The following is a 17266-nucleotide window of genomic DNA, read 5'->3' on the forward strand; positions in this document are numbered from 1 at the left end:
GCCAGTGTGCACCCGAGGTGGCAGTAATTTGAAGGTGTACGGCAGTCCTGCCACTCCCGGTCAGGAGTGTCCGGCGCGACAGTGGTGTACATGAACACGAACCAGATCGAAGGCCTCGTCGGAATGCTCCTCGTCCTGGGGATCCTCGTCCTCCTGGTCCTCCCGTCCGTGCTCGGCATCGCGCGCGACCGGCGCGCCGACCGGCAGATCAGGAAGGCCCAGGAGGCCCGTGGGGAGAGGGAGGATCAGAAGTCCTCGTCCAGGTCGACGGTGCCCTCCACCGCCACCTGGTACGCCGACGGCCGGCGCTCGAAGAAGTTGGTCAGCTCCTGAACGCCCTGGAGCTCCATGAAGGAGAACGGGTTCTCCGAGCCGTACACCGGCGCGAAGCCCAGCCGTGTGAGGCGCTGGTCGGCGACGCACTCCAGGTACTGCCGCATCGAGTCGGTGTTCATGCCCGGCAGTCCGTCGCCGCACAGGTCCCGCGCGAACTGCAACTCCGCCTCGACGGCCTCCCGGAGCATGTCCGTGACCTGCTGCCCGAGCTGCTCGTCGAACAGCTCCGGCTCCTCCTTGCGGACCGTGTCGACCACCTCGAAGGCGAAGCTCATGTGCATGGTCTCGTCCCGGAACACCCAGTTGGTGCCGGTGGCGAGACCGTGCAGCAGACCCCGGCTGCGGAACCAGTAGACGTACGCGAAGGCGCCGTAGAAGAACAGGCCCTCGATGCACGCGGCGAAGCAGATCAGGTTGAGCAGGAAACGGCGGCGGTCGGCCTGCGACTCCAGCCGGTCCAGCTTCTCCACCTCGTTGATCCACTTGAAGCAGAACTCCGCCTTCTCGCGGATCGACGGGATGTTCTCCACCGCGTCGAACGCGGCCGCGCGGTCCTCCGGGTCCGGGAGGTAGGTGTCCAGCAGGGTCAGATAGAACTGGACGTGGACGGCCTCCTCGAAGAGCTGCCGGCTCAGGTACAGGCGCGCCTCGGGGGAGTTGATGTGCTTGTACAGCGTCAGCACCAGGTTGTTCGCCACGATCGAGTCGCCCGTCGCGAAGAAGGCGACCAGCCGGCCGATCAGATGCTGCTCCATCGGGGACAGCTTGGCGAGGTCGGCGACGTCCGAGTGGAGGTCGACCTCCTCCACGGTCCAGGTGTTCTTGATGGCGTCCCGGTAGCGCTCGTAGAAGTCCGGGTAGCGCATGGGGCGCAGAGTCAGCTCGAAGCCGGGGTCGAGCAGGTTCTTGTCGCTGGGCATTACTGGCAGGCCTCGCAGGACTCGGGGTTCTCAAGGGAGCAGGCGACGGCGTCGGGGTCGGCCGTCTGCTGCGCGGGGAGGGTGGTCGGGGTCTGCGCCTGGGCGGCGCGGGCGATCCGGGTCGCCGGACGCGAGCGCAGGTAGTACGTCGTCTTCAGGCCCGACTTCCAGGCGTACGCGTACATCGAGGAGAGCTTGCCGATGGTCGGCGTCTCCAGGAACAGGTTCAGCGACTGGGACTGGTCCAGGTACGGGGTGCGGGCCGCGGCCATGTCGATCAGGCCGCGCTGCGGGATCTCCCACGCCGTCCGGTACAGGGCCCGAACGTCCGCCGGGATCCACGCGAAGTCCTGCACCGAGCCGTTGGACTCGCGCAGCGCCTCCCGGGTGCGCGCGTCCCACACGCCCAGCTCCTTGAGGTCCTGCACCAGATACGAGTTGACCTGGAGGAACTCACCGGACAGCGTCTCGCGCTTGAACAGGTTGGACACCTGCGGCTCGATGCACTCGTAGACGCCCGCGATGGAGGCGATGGTGGCGGTGGGGGCGATGGCGAGCAGCAGGCTGTTGCGCAGGCCCGTCGTCGCGATCCGCGCGCGCAGCGCCGCCCAGCGCTCCGGCCAGGTGAACTCGACGCCGTAGTGGTCGGGGTGCAGCACACCCTGCGCCGTACGCGTCTTCTCCCAGGCCGGCAGCGGCCCGCCGCGCTCGGCGAGGTCGGTGGAGGCCTCGTACGCGGCGAGCATGATCCGCTCGGCGATCCGCGTCGACAGCGCACGCGCCTCGGCGGAGTCGAAGGGCAGCCGCAGCTTGAAGAAGACGTCCTGGAGCCCCATCGCGCCCAGGCCCACCGGACGCCACCTGGCGTTGGACCGGCCCGCCTGCTCGGTCGGGTAGAAGTTGATGTCGACGACCCGGTCGAGGAAGGTGACGGCGGTGCGGACCGTGGCGTCCAGCCGCTCCCAGTCGAGGTCGCCGGCCGTCGGGTCGACGAACGCGCCGAGGTTCACCGAACCCAGGTTGCAGACCGCCGTCTCGCCGTCGTCCGTGACCTCCAGGATCTCCGTGCAGAGGTTGGAGGAGTGGACGACATGGCCCGGCAGCGCCGTCTGGTTGGCGGTGCGGTTGGCCGCGTCCTTGAAGGTCATCCAGCCGTTGCCGGTCTGGGCGAGGGTCCGCATCATCCGGCCGTACAGATCACGCGCCGGGATGGTCTTCTTCGCGAGCCCGGTCTCCTCCGCCTTGCGGTACGCGGCGTCGAACTCCTCGCCCCACAGGTCGACCAGCTCGGGCACGTCGGCGGGGGAGAACAGCGACCACTGCCCGTCGGCGTTCACCCGACGCATGAACTCGTCCGGGATCCAGTGCGCCAGGTTCAGGTTGTGCGTACGGCGGGCGTCCTCACCGGTGTTGTCGCGCAGCTCCAGGAACTCCTCGATGTCGGAGTGCCAGGTCTCCAGGTAGACCGCGGCCGCGCCCTTGCGCCGGCCGCCCTGGTTCACGGCGGCGACCGAGGCGTCCAGGGTCTTCAGGAACGGCACGATGCCGTTGGAGTGCCCGTTGGTGCCGCGGATCAGCGAACCGCGCGAGCGGATGCGGGAGTACGACAGCCCGATGCCGCCGGCGTGCTTGGACAGCCGGGCGACCTGGTGGTAGCGGTCGTAGATCGAGTCCAGCTCGTCCAGCGGGGAGTCGAGGAGGTAGCAGGACGACATCTGGGGGTGCCGGGTGCCGGAGTTGAAGAGGGTGGGGGAGGACGGCAGATAGTCGAGCCGGCTCATGAGCCCGTAGAGCGCGGCGACCTCGTCCAGGGAGCGGGCCGTGTCTCCCCCAGAGGGGGGACCCCCATCGGCGAGACCGGACGCGACCCGGAGCAGGAAGTGCTGGGGCGTCTCGATCACCTTGCGGGTGATCGGGTGTCGCAGCAGATAGCGGCTGTGCAGGGTGCGCAGCCCGAAGTATCCGAAGCGGTCGTCGGCGCCGGTGTCGACCAGGGCGTCCAGCCGGGCCGCGTGCAGCCGTACGAACGCGGCGGTGCGGTCGGCGACGAGCCCCTCGCGGTGGCCGACGGCGACGGACTCCGTGAAGGACGTCACGCCCTGGGAGGCGGCCTCCGCGGCGATCGAGACCGTCAGCAGCCGGGCGGCCAGCTTCGAGTAGGCGGGGTCCTCGGAGATCAGGCCGGCGGCCGCCTCCGTGGCCAGCTCGCGCAGCTCCGTCTCGTCCGCCCGCGCCGACCGGCCGCGCAGCGCGGCGGCGGCGACCCGCCCGGGGTCGGCGTCGGGGAGGTCGGCGGTCAGCTCGGTCAGGGTCCGCAGCAGCGCGGTACCGGGACCGTCGGTGTCCGGCTGGATCGCTGAGGCCGGATCGGCTGGCGCGATGGTCACGTGGGGCTCTCCCTCGCTCGGCAGGGGGCCTGGCGGAGCGCAGGGGGCAGCACACGAGCGCGCACGGCGTCGCGTCCACCGGCCCACTCCACGAGACCCGGACGTCAAGGCACCCGGACCGGGACGGCCGGGCGCGCTGTCGGCAGGTCCTCGGACTGACGCTCGTGCACAGACATGCACAAGTACACCGTTGCGGGACAGTTCCGGATTCGCACCGGATTCCCCTGCGGCGACAACGAGCATGAGCATACATCTTGTGCTCGCCTGTCACGCCACCCCCAGATGTTGTGTCGGGGTGGTGTCAGAGTGTCAACTCGTAGGTGAGGAGAGTGACGTCGTCCAGATGCGGCACGGGATTCCAGTCCCGCCCGGGTGTACGGACGAAGCCGAGACGTTCGTAGATCCTATGGGCGGTGTGCATGCTGCGCTGGGTCGACAGGACGACCGCCGCGCAGCCCTCCGTGGCCCGCGCCCGGTCGAGACAGGCCCGTACGAGGGCTTCCCCGGCGCCCCGGCCCCGCGCGTCGTGCGCGACCGCGAGCGCCCGGATCTCGGCCTCACCGGGCCGCGCGATGTCGGCGACGGGACCGGGACCGGCGACGAACGTGACACCGCCGAGGAGCCGCTCGCCCTCCACCGCCACGAGCACCTCCGCGGCGGCGGCCCGCGCGGCCACATCCTTCAGCACCGGCAGATACTCGTCCCCCTCGCCGTAGTCGAGGAGGCCGTCCTGGAGATAGGCCCGCGCGGTGATCTCGCCGAGCGCCTCGTACTCACCGGGATCCGCCCGCCGTATCACGATGTCCATGGCCCCGAGTCTGCCCGAGCCGCGCGCGCGGGCCTCCCGATTTTCCCTGGAGGCGCCCGGGTTGCGGGGTACGGCGGGAGTGATTCCATGGAAGGAGGTGCCGGCGCCCACGGGTCCTCCGTCCCGAGGAACGCTCTCGGAGGGAGAGCACACGATGACCAGGGTCGTCCGTCACACCCCGGGCAAGCAGCGGCCGCGCAACGCGCCGATGGCGACGCTGCACTTCAGACGTGCGGGGCACGGCGTCAGACGTGTACTCCTCGCCCGCTGGCACCGCCTGACGATTCGTCTGGAGGCCCGCCGTGGCGTCACCCGCCCCAAGAAATGGCACCGGTGGTTCACCTACGGCAACCTCACCAGACTCATCTGGCTGATCGCCCTCCTGGCGATCCTCGCCTGGTGCGGGGACGCCGTGTACAGCGCCTTCAAGGGGTCGACCAGCTTCGATGACTGGCTCAAGGACAAAAAAGGTGTCGAAACCCTTCTGAACCTCCTCGGCCCGGTCCTGACCGCTTCGATCGCAGCCGCGCTCTTCCTGTTCTGCTGGTACAGCTGGACCAAACACCGCTACCTCGCCAAGGTCCGCAAGGACCCCCGCCGGCTGGTGCTCACCGCCGGCCAGGACATCGCCGGGATCGTGGGCCGTGAGGCGATCGCCGAGGTCATCGCCCAACGGCTGCGGGACCGCAACACACGCAGGCCCTATCTGCTCGTCGGCGGTGTCGGCGCGGGCAAGACCGCGGTCCTGGTGCGGCTCTGCGAACTGCTGGCCCGGGAGCACGCCGTGCCCGTGCCGATCCGGCTGCGGGACGTGGACGGCGGGGGCGACCTGGACTTCCAGAGCCTGGCCCGGCAGCGCTTCACCGAGGAGGCACCGCAGGGTGTCCTGGCCCGCGGCAAGAACGACCGGGTCTGGCAGCAACTGCTCGCCGACGACAAGCCGGTGGTGATAGCCGACGGTCTGGAGGAGGCTCTCCTCGACGACAGCCTCCAGCAGAACCGGGACAACATCATCCGCAAGGCCATCGAGCGCGCGCACAAGGAGAGACTGCCGCTGGTCATCGCCTCCCGGCCGCACAGCCCCCTGGAGAGCACCGCCGCCGCGATCGTGGAGCTGGAACCGCTGAGCGAGGAGGAGGCGCTGCGCTTCGTCCAGGCGCACGTGCCCGACTCGGACGAGCGGCGCGTGGACTGGATCGTGGAGACGGCGGAGGTGACCGAATCGCCCGTCTACCTCCAGATCGCCCGTGAACTGCACCGTCACGGCGCCCTGGACGACCCCAGGCGGCTGAACACCCGCAGCCGGGACCGCGGCACGCTGCGGCTGTGGCTGCTGGAGCGGTGGAAGGACACGCTGTGCGAGCGGCTGCTGCGCGAGGAGGTCGCGCTGAACGAGCGGGAGCGCCGTGACACGGTCGAGGTGGTGTCCGCCCTGGCGTGCATCGGGCTGCTCCAGGACAAGCTGGAGGTGGGCTTGACCGAGCTGCTCGCCTGCGACTCCCGCTCGGGCGGCCGGAGTACGACGTCCCGGACGGGCCCGCGGACGGGCGCACCGCGCCAGGACCGCAACGGCAGACAGGGCCAGGCCTTCTCGGAGTGGCACCGGCAGAAGATCTGGAACTCGCTCCGCAGGAACCTCGGGGAGGAGGCGCAGCGGCTGCTCACCGAGAGCAGCGCGGACCAGGCCCAGGCGATCCTCGCCCGTTTCGCCGGCAACGCGGACAAACTCGGGCTGGTGGAGGGGTTCGAGAAGAGGGTCCGCTTCCCGCACAGCATCATCCAGGCCTACTTCGGCTTCCGCGTGCTGCATCACCTGGGGGAGCGCGCTGCCGGAGAGCTGGTCGACCAGGCACTGCAACCGCCCGGCCCCAGCCGTGAACTGCTCATCGCCCTGGTGCTGCTGTCCCGTCGGCGTGCGGCGGAGTCGTCCCCGGCCCGGGAGCGCCGTTCCGGCGCCGAGCGCAAGAAGGCGAACGGTGGGCCGATGCGGCCGGCCGGCGTGCGAAGGAACATGCCGGGGCAGCGGCCGCGCACGCTGGGCCAACGGCTCTACGAGGCCGCGAGCCGCCGCACGGACGATCCGAAGGCACTCGATCTCTTCGCCGCGGTCCTGGAAACCCTGTGCGTGGAGCGGGACCGCGCGCTGCTGACCGACGTCATCGGCGACATACGCAACCGCTGGCCGCGCGCCAAGGGGGATCGGCGCACCCTGGAGGACGCGAAGCTGCGGCTGCTCCGACAGATCGGCGCGGTGCTGCGGACGCTGCCCGAGGAGACCGCCACCACGCAGATGTACTGGCAGCTGTACCAGATGGGCATCAAGGAGCCCAGCCACTCGATACGCCTGGCGGCGGCCCAGGAGTGCGGCGCCGGGGGCAACGCCGCGTTCGCCCTGATCCGGGAGCGGGTCGGTCTGCACACCGACCCCGTGAAGCAGTACAACAGCCTGGTCAGGAAGCTGAAGGGCGACAGGAGGCGGAAGTACGAGGCGTGGGCGGAGAAGATGGAGGAGCAGAGCGCCGCCGGTCCGACCGCCCCGGCGGGGCCGTTCGGCTCCGGCGCCTCGCGGTTCGAGGAGCGGGAGGCGATCGACGAGGAGTATCTCGAACAGCGCGTGGACCTGTTCCGGGAGTTCGTGATGCGGGCCTGGATCCTTCCCATGCTCCTGGGCTCGGTCAGCGCGTCCCACCGCGACGAGGCCCGGGAACGCCTCGCCAAGTGGCTGGGCCACCTCGACCCCCAGCTCACCCGGGGCACCCCCGATCTGCCGCTCGTCCTGGAGGCGGCGCTGGCCCAGGGGTTCAAGTACGCCGCCAACCGGCGCAGACTCCATCCGCACGCGGACCCGGGCAACCGTGCCGACCTGATCCGGCTGGCGGAGACCGTGCTGCAGCAGTCCCGGTGCTGGCACGCGCAGGTCAGCCTGCTCCAGGCCCTGTGCCTGTGGGAACTCCCCGACACCTCGGGCCGTCAGGAGGGGGAGAAGGGCAGCGCGCCGGAGCCCGGCCACGAGCACGACGGGCAGCGGGATCCGTCCCGGGCGATCGGTGAGTCGGACGCCGTACAGACCGTGCAGCGGTGGCTGTCGATGGCCGGCACCGTGAACACGCCCGGTGCGCCCGGTGCCGACGGCGACGCGCCCGTGCCGCTGATGCATCCGTTCGTCGCCGAGGCGGGCGACCTGGTGGCCCTCGCCCTGGAGACCGGCCAGCCCGAGCGCTTCCTCTGGATCGACGAGATGGGCGTCGCCGACACCATCGGCTCCCGTATCCGCCACCGGAGCGGCTACCGCAAGCACAACCTGTGGATCCCGCCCTCGTCCGGGTGGAGCACGCTCGACGGCCGCGCCCAGCGCCTGGTCGCCGACATCCTGCTCATGCTGAACCTCATCGAACGCGACGGGCACCCCGACGAGGTCGAGGAGCGGCTGGCCCGTGCGGAGCAGCCCGGTATGCCGCTCCCGCCCTGCATCCGTACCAACCGTGAGCCGCTGCGGCCCGGTACCGCCGCCGGCAGCTCGCCTCCCGTGCCGGGCTCGAACTGTCTGCCCGACTGCAAGTTCCAGCTCTGCCCCTACCCTCCCCGGGGCGGGGTGCCCCGGGGAGAGATCCGCGAGCCGTTCTGCCGTCAGCAGCAGGCCCTGCTGCCCGGCCGCGTCCGACGCTGCTTCCCGCGGCTGCTGCGCCGGAAGACACCGCACTGGGTCGGTATGCGCGTCCGCGAACTGGACCGGTTCTGGGACGCGATGGCCCGGCGCACCCGGGACTAGGGACCGGCGGCTAGTGAGAGCTTCCCGCTGTCGCCGGCGGCAGTTCCACCTGCACCCCGGGGTCGCCCGCGTCCGCCGTGTAGTCCTCGGGCCTGGTCTCGTCGACGCCCTCGGGAGCCTTCGCGGCCTTCAGGACGAAGGTCAGCAGGACGGTGACCGCGATGTTCAGGGTGAACGCCGTGAGGCCGATGTAGCCGATCTCGCCGATGCCGGGGATCTCCTTGGCGGAGCCGCCGAAGTGCTTCTGGGTGGGGGAGGCGACCCCGTACGCGGCGAACGTGCCGTAGACCATGCCGACCGCCCAGCCGGCGAGCAGGGCCCAGCGGTGGAACCAGCGGGTGAACAGACCGCCGACCAGGGCCGGGAAGGTCTGGAGGATCCAGATGCCGCCCAGCAGCTGGAAGTTGATGGCGACCGTCTTGTCCATGGTGAGGACGAAGACGAGGGCGCCGACCTTGACCAGGAGCGAGACCAGCTTGGAGACCTGGGTCTCCTGCCGGGGCGTGGCGTCCGGCCTGATGAAGTCCTTGTAGATGTTGCGGGTGAACAGATTCGCGGCCGCGATCGACATGATGGCCGCCGGGACGAGCGCCCCGATGCCGATCGCCGCGAACGCCACGCCCGCGAACCACGACGGGAACATGTCCTCGAAGAGCTGCGGGATGGCGAGCTGGCCGTTGGTGACCTTGACGCCGGCCGCGATCGCCATGAAGCCCAGCAGGGCCAGCAGACCGAGCATCAGGGAGTACAGCGGCAGGATCGTGGTGTTGCGGCGGATCACGTCACGGCTCTTGGAGGACAGGGTCGCGGTGATCGAGTGCGGGTACATGAAGAGCGCGAGCGCGGAGCCGAGGGCGAGGGTCGCGTACGTCCACTGGCCAGGTTCCGCCGGGGTCAGCGAGCCGCGCGGCTTGCCCGTCGCCGGGTTGGTCTGGCTGAACGCCTCGCCGGCCTTGGCGAAGATGTCGTCGAAGCCGCCCAGCTTGATCGGGATGTAGATGATCGCCACCGCGATGACGACATAGATCAGCGTGTCCTTCACGAACGCGATCAGCGCGGGGGCGCGCAGGCCCGAGGAGTAGGTGTACGCCGCGAGCACGCCGAAGGCGATCAGCAGGGGCAGGTCCTTCACGAACCAGTGGGTGCTCTCGCCGCCGCCGACGCCCATCACGTCGAGCACCGCCTGAATGCCGACGAGCTGGAGCGCGATGTAGGGCATCGTCGCCAGGATGCCGGTCAGCGCCACCGCCAGTGACAGGCCCTTCGAGCCCCAGCGCCCGCGCACGAAGTCCGAGGTGGTCACGTACCCGTGCTTGTGGGAGACCGACCACAGCCGGGGGAGGAAGGTGAAGATCAGCGGGTAGACGAGGATCGTGTAGGGCACGGCGAAGAAGCCGGCCGCGCCCGCCGCGTAGATCGCCGCCGGTACGGCGACGAAGGTGTACGCCGTGTACAGGTCGCCGCCGAGCAGGAACCAGGTGATCCAGGTGCCGAACGACCGGCCGCCCAGACCCCATTCGTCGAGGCTGTGCTCGTTGTCGGCGCGGCGCCAGCGGGCCGCCAGGAAGCCCATGACCGTGACGGCCAGGAAGAAGAGGATGAAGACGGCGAGGGCCACGCCGTTCACGCCGTCCTTCATCGGCCGGCACCTCCCCGGCGGGCCCGCTGGTCACGCTGCCAGAGCTTGTACGCCACCATCGTGAGCGCGGTCGAGATCAGCACCCACAGCATCTGGTACCAGTAGAAGAAGGGGATCCCGATGAACTGCGGATCCACCTTCGCGTAGGAACCCACCCAGAGCATCGCCACGAACGGCGCGATCAGACAGAGGGCGATGACGACGCGTACGGGCGTCACCACCGGCCCTCCGGTCACTTCCGGGGTCTCTGACATCGGCGCTCTCCGTCCCCTCACTGATCACCTTGATCACGGATGTAATGCGCAGGCAATGTAAGTGACGGATAAGCCGAGCGGAAGACCCTCTACAGACCCTCCACGCGCACGAGTGGCCCGTTCTATTCGGTAGGTCTATTCGGTGCGTCTATTCGGTGGGCCGCTTCAGTCGGGCCACGAACTTGTAGCGGTCCCCCCGGTACACCGACCGCACCCATTCCACCGGCTGTCCGTCCTGGTCCAGCGAGTGCCGGGAGAGCATCAGCATCGGCAGGCCGACGTCGGTGCCGAGCAGGCCGGCCTCGCGCGGGGTGGCCAGGGAGGTCTCGATGGTCTCCTCGGCCTCGGCGAGACGGACGTCGTACACCTCGGCCAGCGCGGTGTACAGCGAGGTGTACTTGACCAGCGAGCGGCGCAGGGCCGGGAAGCGCTTGGCGCTCAGATGGGTGGTCTCGATGGCCATCGGCTCGCCGTTGGCCATGCGCAGCCGCTCCACGCGCAGCACCCGGCTGCCGGCGGTGATGTCCAGCAGCCCGGCGAGGGTGTCGTCGGCGGTGATGTAGCCGACGTCCAGCAGCTGCGAGGTGGGTTCGAGGCCCTGGGCGCGCATGTCCTCGGTGTAGGAGGTGAGTTGCAGCGCCTGGGAGACCTTCGGCTTGGCGACGAAGGTGCCCTTGCCCTGGATGCGCTCCAGGCGTCCCTCGACGACCAGTTCCTGGAGGGCCTGGCGGACGGTGGTGCGCGAGGTGTCGAACTCGGCGGCCAGGGTCCGCTCCGGCGGGACCGGGGTGCCCGGCGTCTGAGTCTCCGTCATGTCGAGCAGATGCTTCTTCAAGCGGTAGTACTTGGGCACGCGCGCGGTACGGACGGTCGCCCCACCCTCGTTCTCCGCACTGCTGACGTCGGTGCTCATGGCCTGCCTTCCCGGCTCCGGGAGCCGAAGGGCCGACACACCGTCGGCCGCGGCTTCACATCGTGGCACGGCGGCGGCAGGGCTCGCCCCGCCGTTCCGTGATCCTCTCTGTATACCGTCGCACCCTTCGCTGGTCTAGTCCAGAACGTGAGTGGTCTACCGGACCCCGGCCCTCCGGGGTCGATGATTTCGACGGCTTCTTACTTAAAGGTTCCTGCATATCTAGAACCCATAACGGCTGGTCAAAGCAGTTTCGACCACCCTTGACAGCTGAAATGGTCTGCGCCAAGCTCACCGCACTGGTCTACACCATTGGTCCAGGTCCCGGCATGTGGGCGGGGGGTGTGGGCATCCCTGAGGAGGGTGGCGTGAAGCGCAAGCTGATAGCCGCGATCGGTATCGCGGGCATGATGGTCTCCATCGCGGCGTGCGGCGGCGACAAGGACAGCGGGGACTCCAAGGGCTCCGAGGCCAAGGAACTGACGGTCTGGCTGACGGTCGACGCCCAGAACAACTGGCCCGCGCTGGTCAAGGCGGCCGACGCGGCCGTGCTGAAGAAGCACCCCGGCCTCAAGATCAACCACGAGTACTACGGCTGGCCCGACAAGAACGCCAAGCTCGACGCGGTCCTCGCCACCGACAAGGCCCCCGACGTGGTCGAGATGGGCAACACCGAGATGCTCGGCTACATGGTCAAGGGTGCCTTCGCCCCCCTCGACGCCGCCAAGTTCGACAACTCCTCCGCCTGGCTCGACGGTCTGAAGGCCTCCGTCACGTACGACGGCAAGATCTACGGCGTCCCGTACTACGCCGGTGGCCGCGTCGCCAACTGGCGCAAGGACGTCTTCGCCAAGGTCGGCGTGAAGTCCACGCCGAAGACCTACGCCGAGCTGACCGCCGCCCTCGACAAGGTCCAGAAGAAGGAGGGCGACAAGTTCTCCGCCTGGTACCAGCCCACCCGCGACTGGTACGCGGCCATGTCCTTCGTCTACGACGCCGGCGGCTCGATCGCCGTCGAGTCGGGCGGCAAGTGGAAGGCCAACCTCTCCTCGCCGGAGTCCCTCAAGGGCCTCGACGAGTTCAAGACGATCGTCGACAAGTACATGCACGGCGACAAGACCAAGGACGAGTCCGACCGGTACATCGTCTACGGCCAGGGCAAGTCCGGCATGATCTTCGCCCCCGCCTGGGAGGGCGCGACCGCCGCGGCCAAGGAGAACGACAAGACCGGCAAGCTCGCCGGCAACGTCGAGAACTTCGTGATGCCCGGCCCGTCCGGCAAGAGCCTCCCGGTCTTCCTCGGCGGCTCCGACCTCGCCGTCCCGGTCAAGTCCGACGCCCAGGCCCTCGCGGCCGAGTGGATCAACGCCTTCACCGGCCCCTCCGGCCAGAAGGGCCTGATGGCCAAGGGCAACCTGCCCAACAACAAGACCGACCTCGCCACCCTCAAGAACGACCCGGCGACGGCCGTCCCGGCCACCGCGGCCGAGTCCAACTGGTTCGTCCCGATGGCCCCCGGCTGGGGCCAGGTGGAGAAGGCCCAGGTCCTGCAGAACATGCTGCAGTCCATCGGCACCGGCAAGAAGAGCGTCGAGGACGCCGCGAAGGAAGCCGACGCCGCGATCGACAAGGTCATCAACAACTCGTGACCTGACGGTGGAGCCCCGCCCCACGCGGGGCTCCACCCCCCGTACGACCCGAGGGACCGCTGAGGAGCGCGCGGATGAGTGCCGCAGACACGACCACCCCTGCCAAGGTGCCGCCGACGCGGCCGTCACCCCCACCGCCCGCCCCACCGGGCAGACCCCGGCCCAGGCGGACCTCCGCCGGCACCCCTTGGCTGCTGCTCGCGCCCTGTCTGCTCATCCTCCTGCTGGTGATGGGCTATCCGCTGGTCCGCCTGGTCACCCTCTCCTTCCAGAAGTTCGGCCAGTCCCAGCTCTGGGGCTTCCAGCCCGCCGAGAACATCGGCCTCGACAACTTCACCGGTGTCCTGGACGACGGCGAGTTCTGGCAGGTCGTCGTCCGCACGATCGTCTTCGCCGCGGGCTGCGTGATCCTCACGATGGTCCTCGGCATGCTGATCGCCCTGCTGCTCCAGCGGGTCTCCGGCTGGGTGAAGACCCTCGTCAACATCGCCCTCGTGGCGAGCTGGGGCATGCCCGTCATCGTCGCCACCACCGTCTTCAAGTGGCTGTTCGACTCCGACTACGGCATCCTCAACGCGGTCCTCAGCAAGCTCCCCGGTGTCGATCTGATCGGCCACAACTGGTTCGCCAGCGGACCGCAGGGCCTGGCCGTCATCATGCTGCTGGTGATCTGGGGCGCGGTCCCCTTCGTGGTCATCACCCTCAGCGCCGGCCTCACCCAGGTCCCCGCCGAGCTGGAGGAGGCCGCCCGCCTCGACGGCGCCGGCGCCTGGGGCGTCTTCCGGTACGTCACCCTGCCCATCCTCAAGCCGATCATCGTGATGCTCACGACCCTCTCGGTCATCTGGGACATGGGCGTCTTCCCGCAGGTCTTCGTGATGCGCAACGGCCATCCGGAGCCCGAGTTCCAGCTCCTGACGACGTACTCCTACGACCGCGCCTTCGTCGTCAACGACTACGGCCAGGGCTCGGCGATCGCCCTGATCACCGTGCTGCTCCTGCTCGGGGTGGTCGCCGTCTACATGCGTCAGATGCTGAAGATCGGAGAAGTCGAATGAGCGGCATGAGCACGGTTTCCGTCCGGGGACGGACGCGGCTCGGCTGGAACCTCCTCGGCCTCCTCGTCTTCGCCGCCGCCGGCTTCCCCGTCTACTGGATGCTCAATACGGCGATCAAGCCCGCCAAGGACGCGATCGACCCGGACCCGAGCCTGCTGCCGACCGGCTTCACCCTCGACAACTTCAGCCGCGCCCTGCACATCGCCGACTTCTGGGGCCCCGTCGGGCGCAGCCTGATCGTCTCCCTCGCGGTCGTGGCGATCGGCATCGTCGTCGGCATGCTGGCCGCGCTCGCCATCTCCCGGTTCGCCTTCCGCGGCCGCAAGATCGTGATCGTCGGCATCCTCGCGGTCCAGATGGTCCCGCTGGTCGCCATGATCATCCCGGTCTTCCTGCTGCTGAACGACCTGGATCAGTACGACAAGCTGTCCGGCCTGATCATCACGTATCTGACCTTCATCCTCCCGTTCACGGTGTGGACCCTGCGCGGCTTCATCGTCAACATCCCCAGGGAGCTGGAGGAGGCCGCGATGGTCGACGGCTGCTCCCGCACCGGCGCCTTCATCAGGGTGGTCTTCCCCCTGCTGGCCCCCGGCATGGTCGCCACCTCGGTCTACGGCTTCATCCAGGCCTGGAACGAGTACCTGTACGCACTGATGCTGCTCAGCCAGAAGAACCAGACCGCGACCGTCTGGCTCGGCAACTTCACCACCAAGCACGGCACCGAGTACGCCCCGATGATGGCCGGCGCCACCCTGATGGCCGTCCCCATCGTCGCCCTCTTCCTCCTCGTCCAGCGCAAGATGGCCGCGGGCCTGACCGCGGGCGCCGTGAAGGGATGACGCCCCGATGACCACACTCGCCCGCGGCACGGACACCCTCACCCGTGACGCGCTCACCGTCCTCCAGCCGGGCTTCCCCGGCACCACCGCCCCCGACTGGCTGCTGCGCCGGATCGGCGAGGGACTGGCCTCGGTCGGCCTGTTCGGCCGCAACATCGCCTCCCCGGAGCAACTGGCCGCCCTGACCGCCCAGTTGCGCGCCGAGCGCGACGACGTCCTGGTCGCCGTCGACGAGGAGGGCGGGGACGTCACCCGCCTGGAGGTGCGCACCGGCTCCTCCTTCCCCGGCAACTACGCGCTGGGCGCGGTGGACGACGTCGACCTGACCCGCAGGGTGGCCCACGAACTGGGCCGCCGGCTCGCGGAGTGCGGGGTCAACCTCAACTGGGCCCCGTCCGCCGACGTCAACTCCAACCCGGCGAACCCGGTCATCGGGGTGCGCTCCTTCGGCGCCGACCCCGCCCTGGTCGCCCGGCACACCGCCGCCTATGTCACCGGCCTGCAGTCCGCGGGCGTGGCCGCCTGCACCAAGCACTTCCCCGGCCACGGCGACACGGCCGTCGACTCCCACCACGCGCTCCCGCGCATCGACATCCCGGCCGAGGCCCTCGCCGAACGCGAACTGATCCCCTTCCTCGCGGCCACCGGCGCGGGGACGAAGGCGATCATGAGCGCCCACATCCTGGTCCCGGCCCTGGACCCGATCCGCCCGGCAACGTTGTCCCGCCCGATCCTGACCGACCTGCTCCGCCGCGACCTCGGCTACGAGGGCCTGATCGTCACCGACGGCATGGAGATGCAGGCGGTGGCCGCGACCTACGGCATCGAACGCGGCAGTGTCCTCGCGATCGCCGCCGGCGCCGACGCGATCTGCGTGGGCGGCGGCCTCCAGGACGACGCGACGGTACGGCGGCTGCGCGACGCCCTCGTCACCGCCGTGCGCACCGGAGAACTCCGGGAGGAACGCCTGGCCGACGCGGCCGAGCGGGTACGGTCCCTGGCCCGCTGGACGGCCACGGCCCCCGGCGGGACCGGCGCCCCCGAGCCGGACATCGGTCTGACGGCCGCCCGCCGAGCCCTCCGCATCACGGGCGCGGACGGCTTCACCCCGCTCACCGCCCCTCCCTACGTCGCCGCCCTCACCCCGGTCGCCAACATCGCGGTGGGCAGCGAGACCCCCTGGGGAGTCGCGACCGAACTGGCCCAACTGCTCCCCGGCACGCGGGCCGGCAGCTTCACCGGCGAGAACACGGCCCCCGAGATCCTGGCCGCGGCGGGGGAGCGGCACATCGTCGCCGTGGTCCGCGACGAACACCGCCACCCCTGGATGTCCTCGGCCCTGGACACCCTCCTGACGGCCCGCCCCGACACGATCGTGGTGGAGATGGGCGTCCCCCAGTCCCCGCCCCGAGGCACCCCGCACATCGCCACCCACGGAGCGGCCCGGGTGTGCGGCAGGGCGGCGGCGGAGGCGATAGCGGGGGCGTAGGCCAGGGATGAGGGGGGCAGGGCGAAGCCCTGCCCCCCTCAGGCGCGCGGGGAACTGCGCGACCAGCCCTCACGGCCCGCAGCTAAATCCCCTGCCAACCCGGCTTGTTGACAAACGTGTGCCGGAAGTAGTCCGCAAGCTTCAGCTTGGACGCCGCACCCTCGTCAACGACCACCGTCGCGTGCGGATGCAACTGAAGCGCCGACGCCGGACACACCGCCGCAAGCGGCCCCTCCACCGTCGCCGCCACCGCGTCCGCCTTGTTCTCCCCGGTCGCCAGCAGCACCAGGTGCCGGGCTTCGAGGATCGTCCCGATCCCCTGGGTGATCACGTGATGCGGCACCTGCGCGATGTCCCCGTCGAAGAAGCGCGCGTTGTCCACCCGGGTCTGCTCGGTCAGCGTCTTGATCCGGGTCCGTGAGGCCAGCGAGGAACACGGCTCGTTGAACCCGATGTGCCCGTCGGTCCCGATCCCCAGCAGCTGGAGGTCCACCCCGCCGGCGGCGGCGAGCGCCGCGTCGTACGCCTGGGAGGCCGCCCGTATGTCCTCGGCCGTGCCGTCGGGCCCGAGGAACGCCTCCATGCCGATGCCCAGCGGCTCCAGCACCTCGCGCCGCAGCACCGAGCGGTAGGACTCGGGGTGGTCCGCGGGCAGCCCCACATACTCGTCGAGCTGGGCGATCCGGGCCCGGGAGGTGTCCGCCTCCCCGGCGGCCACCCTGGCCGCCAGCGCCTGGTAGACGGGCAGCGGGGTGGAGCCGGTGGCCACGCCCAGCAGGGCGTCCGGCTTGCGCCGCAGCAGCGACGCCATGGCCTCGGCGATCAGCTCGCCACCCGACCTGGCGTCCGGAACGATGACAACTTCCACGCTGACCTGCCGTTCTGAGCTGAGTGGTTTAGACCAATCCAGAAGTCAATTTATCAGAGGCGGATGAAATTGCTCCCCGCATCTCAGTCCGTGGAGGAACCCGCACGGGCTAGGCTGCGTTATGGACTGTGGGGCATGGACACACCTAGTGGTCTAGTCCACAATGAATCGACTTCCGTTCTCCCCGCACAGGAGGGCGGACCGAGGGTCCGGAGCTCTCTGCCCTGACTGCCCCGGCTCCTCACCTTCGGCCGACGGGACCGCACACCCCGCGGCCGATATTGCTCCGGGCTGCGGTGCCGGGAGGGCTGAGGGTCCCTCCAGGCGCCGCGGC

The 17266-nt window shown here is 69.7% G+C and carries 13 protein-coding genes and 1 riboswitch; of the genes, 6 read left to right on the top strand and 7 right to left on the bottom strand.

All coding sequences use genetic code 11. The features are described 5' to 3' along the window. Positions 1-90 precede the first annotated feature (90 nt). The gene (locus tag ACYQ8Q_RS30500) at positions 91-333 is read left to right on the top strand and encodes a hypothetical protein (RefSeq protein WP_460069334.1); all 243 of its coding nucleotides are present in this window, start codon (positions 91-93) and stop codon (positions 331-333) included. Here the strand turns inward: ACYQ8Q_RS30500 and ACYQ8Q_RS30505 are convergent. The 3 genes from ACYQ8Q_RS30505 to ACYQ8Q_RS30515 form a co-directional block, all read right to left on the bottom strand. Then, positions 246-1256 (bottom strand): ribonucleotide-diphosphate reductase subunit beta, encoded by a 1011-nt coding sequence (locus ACYQ8Q_RS30505; protein ID WP_460069337.1) that lies wholly within the window; start codon positions 1254-1256, stop codon positions 246-248. The genes ACYQ8Q_RS30500 and ACYQ8Q_RS30505 overlap by 88 nt on opposite strands. Then, entirely contained in the window at positions 1256-3643 is a 2388-nt protein-coding gene (locus ACYQ8Q_RS30510) for a ribonucleoside-diphosphate reductase subunit alpha (RefSeq protein ID WP_460069339.1), read from the bottom strand. The genes ACYQ8Q_RS30505 and ACYQ8Q_RS30510 overlap by 1 nt, the downstream gene beginning before the upstream one ends. A gap of 124 nt (positions 3644-3767) precedes the next feature. Beyond that, positions 3768-3892: riboswitch (cobalamin riboswitch) on the bottom strand. Positions 3893-3944: 52 nt separating this feature from the next. Continuing rightward, positions 3945-4451 carry a GNAT family N-acetyltransferase gene (locus ACYQ8Q_RS30515; RefSeq protein WP_460069341.1) on the bottom strand — a complete coding sequence of 169 codons (507 nt, stop codon included), beginning with the start codon at positions 4449-4451 and terminating at the stop codon, positions 3945-3947. 154 nt (positions 4452-4605) lie between these two features. On the opposite strand from ACYQ8Q_RS30515, the gene ACYQ8Q_RS30520 reads away from it, so the two are divergent. Then, entirely contained in the window at positions 4606-8220 is a 3615-nt protein-coding gene (locus ACYQ8Q_RS30520; RefSeq protein ID WP_460069344.1) for an NACHT domain-containing protein, read from the top strand. Between the two features lie 10 nt (positions 8221-8230). Here ACYQ8Q_RS30520 and mctP read toward each other — a convergent pair whose 3' ends face one another. The 3 genes from mctP to ACYQ8Q_RS30535 form a co-directional block, all read right to left on the bottom strand. Beyond that, on the bottom strand, positions 8231-9859 hold the full coding sequence (mctP, locus tag ACYQ8Q_RS30525; RefSeq protein WP_460069346.1) for a monocarboxylate uptake permease MctP: 1629 nt from the start codon (positions 9857-9859) through the stop codon (positions 8231-8233). After that, positions 9856-10113: a DUF3311 domain-containing protein gene (locus ACYQ8Q_RS30530; RefSeq protein ID WP_460069348.1), complete on the bottom strand. Its 258-nt coding sequence runs from the start codon at positions 10111-10113 to the stop codon at positions 9856-9858. Before ACYQ8Q_RS30530 ends, mctP begins: the two co-directional genes overlap by 4 nt. 148 nt (positions 10114-10261) lie before the next feature. Beyond that, complete coding sequence (locus tag ACYQ8Q_RS30535; RefSeq protein WP_460069350.1) at positions 10262-11026, bottom strand: GntR family transcriptional regulator; 765 nt, start codon at positions 11024-11026, stop codon at positions 10262-10264. A gap of 368 nt (positions 11027-11394) precedes the next feature. Here ACYQ8Q_RS30535 and ACYQ8Q_RS30540 point away from each other — a divergent pair, with 368 nt between their 5' ends. The 4 genes from ACYQ8Q_RS30540 to ACYQ8Q_RS30555 all read left to right on the top strand — a co-directional run bounded on the left by ACYQ8Q_RS30540 (position 11395) and on the right by ACYQ8Q_RS30555 (position 16064). Then, on the top strand, positions 11395-12675 hold the full coding sequence (locus ACYQ8Q_RS30540; RefSeq protein WP_460069352.1) for an extracellular solute-binding protein: 1281 nt from the start codon (positions 11395-11397) through the stop codon (positions 12673-12675). A gap of 74 nt (positions 12676-12749) precedes the next feature. Further along, on the top strand, positions 12750-13733 hold the full coding sequence (locus ACYQ8Q_RS30545) for a carbohydrate ABC transporter permease (protein WP_460069354.1): 984 nt from the start codon (positions 12750-12752) through the stop codon (positions 13731-13733). 5 nt (positions 13734-13738) lie between these two features. Continuing rightward, positions 13739-14575 (top strand): carbohydrate ABC transporter permease, encoded by an 837-nt coding sequence (locus tag ACYQ8Q_RS30550; protein WP_460069356.1) that lies wholly within the window; start codon positions 13739-13741, stop codon positions 14573-14575. Positions 14576-14582: 7 nt separating this feature from the next. Beyond that, the gene (locus tag ACYQ8Q_RS30555) at positions 14583-16064 is read left to right on the top strand and encodes a glycoside hydrolase family 3 protein (RefSeq protein WP_460069358.1); all 1482 of its coding nucleotides are present in this window, start codon (positions 14583-14585) and stop codon (positions 16062-16064) included. Between the two features lie 82 nt (positions 16065-16146). Here the strand turns inward: ACYQ8Q_RS30555 and nagB are convergent, their stop codons facing one another. Continuing rightward, on the bottom strand, positions 16147-16932 hold the full coding sequence (gene nagB, locus ACYQ8Q_RS30560) for a glucosamine-6-phosphate deaminase (RefSeq protein ID WP_460069360.1): 786 nt from the start codon (positions 16930-16932) through the stop codon (positions 16147-16149). Between the last annotated feature and the right edge of the window lie 334 nt (positions 16933-17266).

This window comes from Streptomyces sp. YKOK-I1, from assembly GCF_054660435.1.

Coding starts and splice junctions, on each gene's coding strand:
- ACYQ8Q_RS30500 (WP_460069334.1), top strand. CDS start 91: ATGAACACGAACCAGATCGAAGGCCTCGTCGGAATGCTCCTCGTCCTG.
- ACYQ8Q_RS30505 (WP_460069337.1), bottom strand. CDS start 1,256: ATGCCCAGCGACAAGAACCTGCTCGACCCCGGCTTCGAGCTGACTCTG.
- ACYQ8Q_RS30515 (WP_460069341.1), bottom strand. CDS start 4,451: ATGGACATCGTGATACGGCGGGCGGATCCCGGTGAGTACGAGGCGCTC.
- ACYQ8Q_RS30520 (WP_460069344.1), top strand. CDS start 4,606: ATGACCAGGGTCGTCCGTCACACCCCGGGCAAGCAGCGGCCGCGCAAC.
- mctP (WP_460069346.1), bottom strand. CDS start 9,859: ATGAAGGACGGCGTGAACGGCGTGGCCCTCGCCGTCTTCATCCTCTTC.
- ACYQ8Q_RS30530 (WP_460069348.1), bottom strand. CDS start 10,113: ATGTCAGAGACCCCGGAAGTGACCGGAGGGCCGGTGGTGACGCCCGTA.
- ACYQ8Q_RS30535 (WP_460069350.1), bottom strand. CDS start 11,026: ATGAGCACCGACGTCAGCAGTGCGGAGAACGAGGGTGGGGCGACCGTC.
- ACYQ8Q_RS30545 (WP_460069354.1), top strand. CDS start 12,750: ATGAGTGCCGCAGACACGACCACCCCTGCCAAGGTGCCGCCGACGCGG.
- ACYQ8Q_RS30550 (WP_460069356.1), top strand. CDS start 13,739: ATGAGCACGGTTTCCGTCCGGGGACGGACGCGGCTCGGCTGGAACCTC.
- ACYQ8Q_RS30555 (WP_460069358.1), top strand. CDS start 14,583: ATGACCACACTCGCCCGCGGCACGGACACCCTCACCCGTGACGCGCTC.